We start from the raw sequence: 8,113 nt of genomic DNA, 5'->3' as shown, positions 1-8,113 counted from the left end.
CTGTGGGGCAAGCCGATGTGGGGCACATGGTGGGTGTGGGACGCGCGCCTGACCAGCGTGCTGGTGCTGTTCCTGTTCTATCTTGGCTATATGGCGCTGAGGGCCTCGATCGACGACGAGCAGAAGGGGGCGCGCGCCGCCGCTGTTCTGGGTCTGGTCGGCCTGATCAATCTGCCGATCGTCAAATTCTCGGTCGACTGGTGGAACACCCTGCATCAACCCGCCAGCTTCCTGACGCCCGGTTCGTCGGGTCTGGATCCGGTCTATCTGCCGCCCTTCCTGACCATGCTGGCGGCCTATGGGGTGCTGTTTCTGGCCCTGTGGCTGACGGCGATCCGCACCGAGGTCCGCCGCCGCCGCGTCATGACCCTGCGCGCCCGCAAGGCGCTGGAAGCTTAAGAAGGAGGCCTGAATGCTCGACCTCGACATGGGCCGTTATGCCTTGTTCGTCTGGCCGGCCTGGGGCGTCAGCGCCCTGGTGGTGCTCGCCCTGATCGCCCGCGCCTTCATCGCTTCGCGCAAATGGAAGCAGGAACTGGCTCGGCTGGACACCACCACCGACGAAGCAGCCCGCATCGCAACCGGACGAGAAAAATGAACCGCTGGCTGGCCCTGATTCCGCTGGCCGTGATCGCGGCGCTGGCGGTGCTGTTCGTCGGCTGGTCGCTGAAGCGCGATCCATCCTACAAGCCTGACGCCATGGTCGGCCAGCCTATCCCTGAGACCGTCCTGCCCATGCTGACCGGCGACCAGCCGGGACCGGGCAATCTGGACCTGAAGACGGCAGGCGTCGGCAAGCCCATGCTGGTCAATGTCTTCGCCTCCTGGTGCGCGCCGTGCCGGATCGAACACCCCAAGCTGCTGGAACTGAAGGCCCGCGGCATCAATGTGGTCGGCGTCGCCTACAAGGACGAGCCGGTCGCCACTCGCGCCTTCCTGGATGAGATGGGCGATCCGTTTGCGCTGGTTCTGGTGGACCATGAGGGGCGCGCGGGGCTGGACCTAGGGATTTCAGGCGTGCCCGAGACCTTCGCCGTCGACGCCATGGGCCGGATCACCGCCAAACATTCAGGTCCGCTGTTGAACGATGCGGATATCGAGCGGCTGGTCGCCTCGATGCAGGCCCCGCCGCGTCCGCCGCCCAGCGCAAAACACTGAAAGCTTCACCGGCGTATTAACCATTTCTCGACGGTATGCGTTAACCATGTCCGCATGAGCGCGATTCGCCCCGGAATGTCTTTGACGCCGCCCCCGCAGGGGCTGGACCTGCCCAGCGCACGCAGCGCCCAGGCGGCCTTCTTCCGTGCGGCCATGAATCAGGCGCAGGCTGCGGCTTCCCCGCCAGCGCCCCTGCCCTCGGCCGCCGTCATGTCGGTGGCCCGCACAGCCAGCCCGGCCCGGCCGGTGGAAACCCCGCCCGCGTCGCCGCAGCGCGAGGAGCCCCGGATCATGCGCCCCGGGACCTACCTCGACATCCGGGTCTGATCAGTTCCAGCCGCGGCTGGCGATATACTGCTCCAGCGCCGTGATCCGCGTCGCATCCGACGGGTGGGTCGAGGCGAACTGCGGCGTCGCCGTCTGACGCTGGGCCGCCATCAGACGCCACAGGGCCACCGACTGACTGGGCCGCCAGCCCGCCGCCTGGACATAGTCCACGCCCAGCCGATCCGCCTCCAGCTCGTCGCGGCGCGAATAGGGCAGCAGGACCCCGTACTGGGCCGCCAGGCCGCCATAGGCGCCAACCGCCTGCCCATAGTCGCCTGCGATCCTCTGACCCAGCTGCAGGCCGATTGAAGTCACAGCCTGAGACGATGAACGTTCCGCCGCGTGATTGGCGACGACGTGCGCGATCTCATGGCCGATGACGGCGGCCAGCTGGTCGTCGTTCTGAACCAGCGACAACAGGCCCGTGGTCACGCCGATCTGGCCGGACGGCAGGACAAAGGCGTTGGGGCTGGTGTTGGTGAAGACCGCATAGTCCCAGGTCCGGTTGTCCAGACGCGCGGCCTGCACCAGCTTGTTGCCCACCCGGCGGATACGGTCGACCTGTGCCCCCGTCGTGGTCACATTCTGGGTGCGCACGGCGTCGGCCCATGCGGCGTTCGACTGCTGGATCATCGAAGAATTGTCGACGATCAGGAACTGGCTGCGGCCCAGGGCCTCGTTGTAGGCGCAGGCGCCCAACGCAATGCCAGACACGGCGAGTGCGGCCAGAGCGACCAGTTTGCAGCGGTGACGGATCATGAGCAGCCTCATCGAATAGCACCGCTGCAGCCAAGCAAATCCTGTCCGGCAGGTCGAGAGGGCGAAAGGCCGCCAGCGCTGGAAACAGCGCCTGAAACGACAAACGGCCCGTCATTGCTGACGGGCCGTTTCGTGTTCTCGACTTGGAGCGGGCGAAGAGATTCGAACTCTCGACCCCAACCTTGGCAATGTTGGGGATCAGCATTTCCGGGCTTTTCAGGACGTTCCAAAAATCAGCTTTGTATGTTGTTTTGCATAGAGTTTCTTGTTTATCCGGTTGCGGAGCGTTTCGGCCGGTTTCACTTGAGTTGGTAGCGGAGTGGTAGCGGTGGCTCGGAAATGAGCGTATATTTCTATCGCCATGACGAAGCAAAAACTCACCAAGCGCGTGGTTGAGAGCGCGCCCGTTCCGGAGACCGGCGAGGGTCGAATCTGGGACAGCGAGATCGCAGGCTTCTGCCTTCGGATCTATCCAGGGACCGAGACCCGACAGGGCCATGCAGCCAAGCCGGTCCGAAGAATCTTCGCCATCAAGTACCGGGTCCGCGGGATCCAACGCTGGCTGACGCTTGGCGAGCATGGGGACGGTCCGGACAAGCTCACCGCGGACCGCGCTCGCAAGGAGGCCGCATCGGTGGTGGTCGACGCACGGCGCGGCATCGATCCCGGCGAAGCCCGCAGGCGCATCGAGGGCCTTACCGTCAAAGGCTTGGTTGAGCTCTATCTGGAGAGGGGGCCGGACGACAAACCGACCAAACGGGATTCGTCATGGGCCATGGACCGGACGAACCTCGAGCGCCACGTCGTGCCCCTGCTCGGGAAGATGGCGCTTGATACGGTCACTCGCGACCACATCACCGGGATGATCCGATCGATCACGGCCGGGAAGACCGCCAAGGATGTGAAGACCAAACTTCGTGGTCGATCCATCGTAAAGGGCGGGGCAGGCATCGCTGACCGGACCTATTCCACCCTGCGGGCGACCTTCAACTGGGCGATCGACAAGGGCCATTTCGCCGGCCCGAACCCCTGCGCCAAAGTCGAACGCAAGATTAGGCCGGCGGTCGAGCGCTTCCTGTCCGAGTCCCAGGCTCAGGATTTGATCGCAGCGCTGGACGCCCTGGAAGCGGGTGCGACGATCTCCGAACGGCAGGGCGCTGTCTATCGGCTTCTGCTTCTGACGGGCGCAAGGCGCAACGAGATCGCGGGCCTGCGCTGGACGGAGGTCGATTTTGATCGGCGTCGGCTCGTGCTGCCGCCGAGCCGCACCAAGGCCGGTGGCCGCACGGGGGATCGTCGGATCTCGCTCAACGACATGGCCTTCGGAATCCTGCACCGTCTCTACAAGACCCGCGGTCGAAGCCAATTCGTCTTCCCGGCCGCCAAGGGCGACAACGGATATGCGACCTCCGAGTCCAAGATCTGGCGGGACAAGGTGCTCCCCAAAGCCAAGCTGGAAGGCGTCCGCATCCACGACCTGCGCCACAGTTTCGCAAGCTTCGCCCTAGCCGACGGGGCCAGCCTCCCGATGATCGGCAAGGCGCTGGGACACGCCAACAGTCGCGCCACGGAACGGTATGCCCATCTGAGCGACGATCCTGTTCGCGCGCTTGCAGAGCGGATCGGTGAGCGTTTCAGTCCCAAGGCCTGAACTCGGGTCCACGGGCCGATATCAATCCGGAGCCATGGTTTGACTTTGAGCGTAGTAAGACGCTCGCGGTGTTCCAATATGCCGAATGTCAAACCAACATGTTTGACAATCTTCATATTAGGACACTATGAGTGTTCAAATGATAGGAATGTCAATCGGCGTCTAAAAGGGGTGGTGACGTAGATGTTTTCGGGCGGTTGATAAGGCGCTGGGCGGCCTTCAGCGCTGGAGGGTGATCAACGGAGTTCGCCCATGCGCAGCCGCCCCCATTATATCCACTTCCGTCGTGGCCGTCAGCTTTTCGGCGTCCGGCGCGTGACGGCCGGAGACCGCCTCCAGTTCGTCGGTTCCCTGAACGGCATCGACTGCGGCACCTGGCCCACCAAGGAGGCCGCTGTGCAGGCGCTGCTGCGGCGCGCGGCGTCGAACGTGCCCTACTAGTCCTCTCGTGCTAAACTTGCGCCAGATGCTGTCACCAACCCGAGAACCCTCGTGAGCCGTCCTCCTTTGGACGAAGACGACGATGCGGTCGCCGCTGACGTCGCGCGTGCGATCCGCAGAATCTTGGTGGATCACGATCACCCGCTGACGCGGGATGAGGCGAAGGAACTGGAGGCTTTGAAGGCCAAGCTTCCGCGTCCGTCGCGTAAAACTATGCGCGACCTCGGTCGACGCCTGGCTATGCCCGAAGACCCTCAGGACTGACCGACTCCATCCGCGTGCTGGACCAAGGATGCGGTCGCCGGGTCATACTCATAGGCGGTGATAGTCTGGTTGGTGATCCGCTCCACCACCTCGTCGATGACGTGTAGCGGCACTAGGTGTTCAGTCCAGGCATCTGGTGGATCGGATTGACGATGAACCGGTCAGGCTCTGACGTCCAGATTCTGGCGATGTATTCGTAAGGCGTGAGACCGTTGAGGGTCTTGAGCCTTCGGGCGAAGTTGTAGGCGGCCATAAAGTCGGCGAGGTGCGTACGCAGTTCGTCGTGGCTGTCGTAGTGGAAGCGTTTGACGGTGGCGTCCTTGATGGTGCGGTTCATCCGCTCGACCTGGCCATTGGTCCACGGATGGTTCGGCTTGGTCAGCCGGTGCTCGATGTCGTTGGCTTCGCAGATCATGTCGAAGCGCATCTGTCGCGAGAAGGCGGTGTTGCGGTTGCGAGGCTGCTCGGCGAACTGGATGCCGTTGTCGGTCAGGATCGTGTGGATCTTGTACGGCACGGCCTCCAACAACTGTTCGAGGAACTCCCAGGCGGTTCGTCTGTCGGCCTTGTCGACCAGCTGGGTGACAGCGAACTTGCTGGTGCGATCAATGGCGACGAACAGATAGAGCCTGCCCTCGGCCGTCTGCAGCTCGGCGATATCAACATGAAAGAAGCCGATCGGGTAACGCTTGAAACGCTGCCGCTTCGGCTTGTCGCCTTCGACATCCGGCAGGCGTGAGATGCCGTGTCGCTGCAAGCAGCGGTGCAACGCTGAGCGCGTCAGGTGCGGGATGGACGGCTGCAGGGCGTAGAGGCAGTCGTCCAGCGGCAGCAGCGTGTGCCGCCGGAACGCGACGACCATCGCTTCCTCGGCTTCCGTCAGAACCGTCGAGCGCGGCTCCTTCGGCCCGGTCTTGCGATCCTCGACCGAGGTCCGCTTACGCCACTTCGCCACCGTCTTGGGGTTGATCCCCAACTCCCGGCTCAGCGTCGCGAGCGAAGCCTGCGATCGCTGTATTGCTGCTCGGACGGCGTGCGTGGTCGTGGCGCTCCCGTGACGAACCTGGCCCATATGGCTTCCTTCCATTCCAACGAAAGGATCACACCATCAAAGCCTGGGACCAAACACCTAGTCGGGCCGGGTGGACGCTATATCACCGGCGCCACAATCGACGTCAACGCCGGGCGCACCGCAGCGAGCGTGGTGTAGGTGAACTCTCAGGTTCTTTAGAATAGGCCGGCATTGTGCGTGATCGGCTCACGTCCCTGAGGACCGGTCGCCGGGACTGTTCATGAGTTGATCGCGGATTTCGAGAACAGAAGATCGGCGAGGAGGGTCAACAATTCGCCGTCCTTTATTGTGGACGGTTCCAGTAGGCGCTGGAACATGGCGCCTTCGTGGACCGCCAGAATGAGGCGAGCGACGCGGGAAGACGCGTGGGGGCGGCTCGGCTCGATTCCCCTCCAGACACGGCCGACAGCCTCTTCGATAACCGAGAGGATGCGATTCTGCCGCGCGGCGTAATGGCTCGCCACCGCAGGGTTTCGTAGGGCGTGCAGACCGAAATCCGCCTGCAGCAGATACCAACTGCGGTCGAAGGCGTAGTCGGCGATGAACGCCCTGACGAAGTTCTCCGCCGCGGGTCCCGGTCTGGACAGGGCCGACGCAATCGAGATCTCGAGATGCCGTTCCAGCCGTTCGATCGTCCGATCGTAGATGGCGAAAAACAGCTCCTCCTGGGACCGGAAATTGGAGTTGTACGCGCCCCGGCTCAATCCGACCCGATCGCAAATGTCCTCCTGTGTCGCCCCCTGGAAACCGCGTTCGGCGAAGGCTTCCAGGGCGCCGTTGAGGATACGCTCGCGCGTCTGGGCACGCGTGGGACGGCTCCGGACAGGCCTTGGGCTCAAGAGAGCAGTCTTCTGAATCATTCGATACAGGTATGTATTGAGGTGGATCGATGTCAACGCTACGGTCGGCCAAGGAGAACCTCGCTCATGACCTTGCGACCTTCCATCCTGCTGGTCCTGCTGATCTCGTCGACCTGTGCGGCCGCCTACGCTCCCGCATCCAAGGCCCAGATCTCTGACGCCAAAACCTCCGGCCTCCAGACCGTTGGTCCTTTGCCCCTGACCTATCGCGACGCGCAGGCCAGGCTCCTGCAACGCTCGGACGCCATCGAGGCGTCGGACGCCGATGTCCGCAGCCGGGAAGCCCAGGAAAACGCCGTAAGGACGCTGCGGCTGCCCACGGTGGAGTTCGAGGGCCAGATGATGCGGTATCAAAAGACCCTCTATCTGCCGCTGGGGCCCTTGGCGGATGTCGCTCAGGACTACGCCATCAGCGATCCGTTGCAGTTCCAGATGGAACGCGACAGCACGCGGCCGATCGTCACCGCCACCGTCCCGCTTTATTCCGGCCGCCCAAGCGGCCGCTGAGGCTCAACTCGGCCAGTCCCGGGCTGAGCGCCAGATCGTCGTCGATAACGCCCTGTTGCAGATGACCGAACTCTATTTCGGGCAACAGTTGCTCACCCGGGTTCGGGACGTCCGCCGCGACGTCCTGGCGGGCCTCGAACGCCACCTGGCCGATGCGACGATTCTGGAGCGCGGAGGGTTCATCAGTCGCGCCCAGCGCCTGCAGGTGGAGGTGGCGCGTGACGACGCGGCGCGCGAACTGGAGACGGCCGAAGCCAATCTGGCCAGCGCGGACACGGCGCTCTCTGGGACCTTGAGGGCGCCGTCGGGGATCGATCCGGCTACGTCTCTCTTCGTGCTTCTCCGGCCGCTCGAGCCGCTGGAAACCTATCTGCAAGCCGCCTATCGCGCCCACCCGCAGCTGGAGCGGCTCCAGGCCCTGGAAGACCAGGCGGAAGCCGGTGTTACCGCCCAGCGCGCCGAGCTTCTGCCGACGGTCTATGGCTTCGCCCAGTACAACTTTGATCGTCGGGACACCTTGTTGACCGATCCGGACTGGTCCGTGGGGGTCGGTCTCCGTTACACCCTCTTCTCCGGCGTCGATCGCTCGCAGAACGTCCGCGCCGCGCGCGAGAAGGTCGCTCAGGCCCAGGCGGGGCTGCGCGAGGCGCAAAGCCAGATCGAGATCGGCGTGACCCGATCCTGGAACGACGCGGAAGCGGCCCGGCGGCGGTTCCAGAGAACCGACAGCGCCATCGTCGCCGCCGAGGAGAACCTGCGCGTCCAGATGGTCGGCTACCAGGTGCAGCAAACCACCTCGCTCGACGTCATCGACGCCCAACTCGGCGTCGGACGCGCGCGGATCCAGCGCACCCAGGCCGCCCATGACTTCGTGGTCGCGCTCGCCCGCCTTCTTCATGTCAGCGGCCGGATCGAGGACATGCCCGACTATATCGACCAGGGCGAAAGGATCGCGCCATGACCGACACCCAGGACACGCCGACGCCGAACACGGAGCCGGGCGGGGAACGGGGCGACGCCGGACCGTCTCGACGGCGCCGAAAACTGCTGCCCCTCGGCATCGGGGCGCTGATC

The 8,113-nt window shown here is 64.1% G+C and carries 13 protein-coding genes; 9 read left to right on the top strand and 4 right to left on the bottom strand.

All coding sequences use genetic code 11. The annotated features are described in order from the left end of the window. From ccsA to QZ281_RS00050, 4 genes are all read left to right on the top strand, one after another. Window positions 1–399 (top strand): cytochrome c biogenesis protein CcsA (gene ccsA / locus QZ281_RS00065; protein WP_292223134.1); only part of this gene is annotated, 399 nt, incomplete at its 5' end. A 13-nt stretch (window positions 400–412) separates the two neighbouring features. After that, window positions 413–598 carry a heme exporter protein CcmD gene (ccmD, locus tag QZ281_RS00060; RefSeq protein WP_292223131.1) on the top strand — a complete coding sequence of 62 codons (186 nt, stop codon included), beginning with the start codon at window positions 413–415 and terminating at the stop codon, window positions 596–598. Further along, window positions 595–1,158, top strand: coding sequence for a DsbE family thiol:disulfide interchange protein (locus QZ281_RS00055; RefSeq protein ID WP_292223128.1), 564 nt, complete (start codon window positions 595–597; stop codon window positions 1,156–1,158). Before ccmD ends, QZ281_RS00055 begins: the two co-directional genes overlap by 4 nt. A 54-nt stretch (window positions 1,159–1,212) precedes the next feature. Continuing rightward, a complete protein-coding gene (locus tag QZ281_RS00050) occupies window positions 1,213–1,485 on the top strand; it encodes a hypothetical protein (RefSeq protein WP_292223125.1) in 273 nt (90 codons plus the stop codon). On the opposite strand, the gene QZ281_RS00045 is transcribed toward QZ281_RS00050, so the two are convergent. Further along, window positions 1,486–2,244, bottom strand: a complete 759-nt coding sequence (locus QZ281_RS00045; RefSeq protein WP_292223122.1) for a M48 family metallopeptidase — start codon at window positions 2,242–2,244, stop codon at window positions 1,486–1,488. It abuts the gene before it with no gap. A 361-nt stretch (window positions 2,245–2,605) separates the two neighbouring features. On the opposite strand from QZ281_RS00045, the gene QZ281_RS00040 reads away from it, so the two are divergent. From QZ281_RS00040 to QZ281_RS00030, 3 genes are all read left to right on the top strand, one after another. Then, on the top strand, window positions 2,606–3,895 hold the full coding sequence (locus tag QZ281_RS00040; RefSeq protein WP_201099695.1) for a site-specific integrase: 1,290 nt from the start codon (window positions 2,606–2,608) through the stop codon (window positions 3,893–3,895). A gap of 252 nt (window positions 3,896–4,147) precedes the next feature. Further along, window positions 4,148–4,336: a hypothetical protein gene (locus tag QZ281_RS00035; protein ID WP_003168750.1), complete on the top strand. Its 189-nt coding sequence runs from the start codon at window positions 4,148–4,150 to the stop codon at window positions 4,334–4,336. Between the two features lie 66 nt (window positions 4,337–4,402). After that, window positions 4,403–4,600 (top strand): hypothetical protein, encoded by a 198-nt coding sequence (locus tag QZ281_RS00030; RefSeq protein ID WP_003168749.1) that lies wholly within the window; start codon window positions 4,403–4,405, stop codon window positions 4,598–4,600. Here the strand turns inward: QZ281_RS00030 and QZ281_RS00025 are convergent. The 3 genes from QZ281_RS00025 to QZ281_RS00015 form a co-directional block, all read right to left on the bottom strand. Continuing rightward, window positions 4,591–4,713, bottom strand: a complete 123-nt coding sequence (locus QZ281_RS00025) for a hypothetical protein (RefSeq protein ID WP_003168748.1) — start codon at window positions 4,711–4,713, stop codon at window positions 4,591–4,593. The two genes, QZ281_RS00030 and QZ281_RS00025, sit on opposite strands and share 10 nt — an antisense overlap. After that, on the bottom strand, window positions 4,713–5,672 hold the full coding sequence (locus QZ281_RS00020) for an IS481 family transposase (protein ID WP_003168747.1): 960 nt from the start codon (window positions 5,670–5,672) through the stop codon (window positions 4,713–4,715). Before QZ281_RS00020 ends, QZ281_RS00025 begins: the two co-directional genes overlap by 1 nt. A 218-nt stretch (window positions 5,673–5,890) precedes the next feature. Continuing rightward, the gene (locus tag QZ281_RS00015) at window positions 5,891–6,532 is read right to left on the bottom strand and encodes a TetR/AcrR family transcriptional regulator (protein WP_138140894.1); all 642 of its coding nucleotides are present in this window, start codon (window positions 6,530–6,532) and stop codon (window positions 5,891–5,893) included. A gap of 66 nt (window positions 6,533–6,598) precedes the next feature. Here QZ281_RS00015 and QZ281_RS00010 point away from each other — a divergent pair, with 66 nt between their 5' ends. After that, a complete protein-coding gene (locus tag QZ281_RS00010; protein WP_292223111.1) occupies window positions 6,599–7,039 on the top strand; it encodes a TolC family protein in 441 nt (146 codons plus the stop codon). Next, complete coding sequence (locus tag QZ281_RS00005; protein WP_292223108.1) at window positions 6,921–8,000, top strand: TolC family protein; 1,080 nt, start codon at window positions 6,921–6,923, stop codon at window positions 7,998–8,000. Before QZ281_RS00010 ends, QZ281_RS00005 begins: the two co-directional genes overlap by 119 nt. The last annotated feature ends 113 nt before the right edge of the window (window positions 8,001–8,113 follow it).

It is taken from the genome of Brevundimonas sp. (assembly GCF_018608325.1).
Lineage (GTDB): Bacteria > Pseudomonadota > Alphaproteobacteria > Caulobacterales > Caulobacteraceae > Brevundimonas.
Note: the sequence above shows the minus strand (reverse complement) of the source record. Positions and strands in the feature narration are given on the sequence as shown.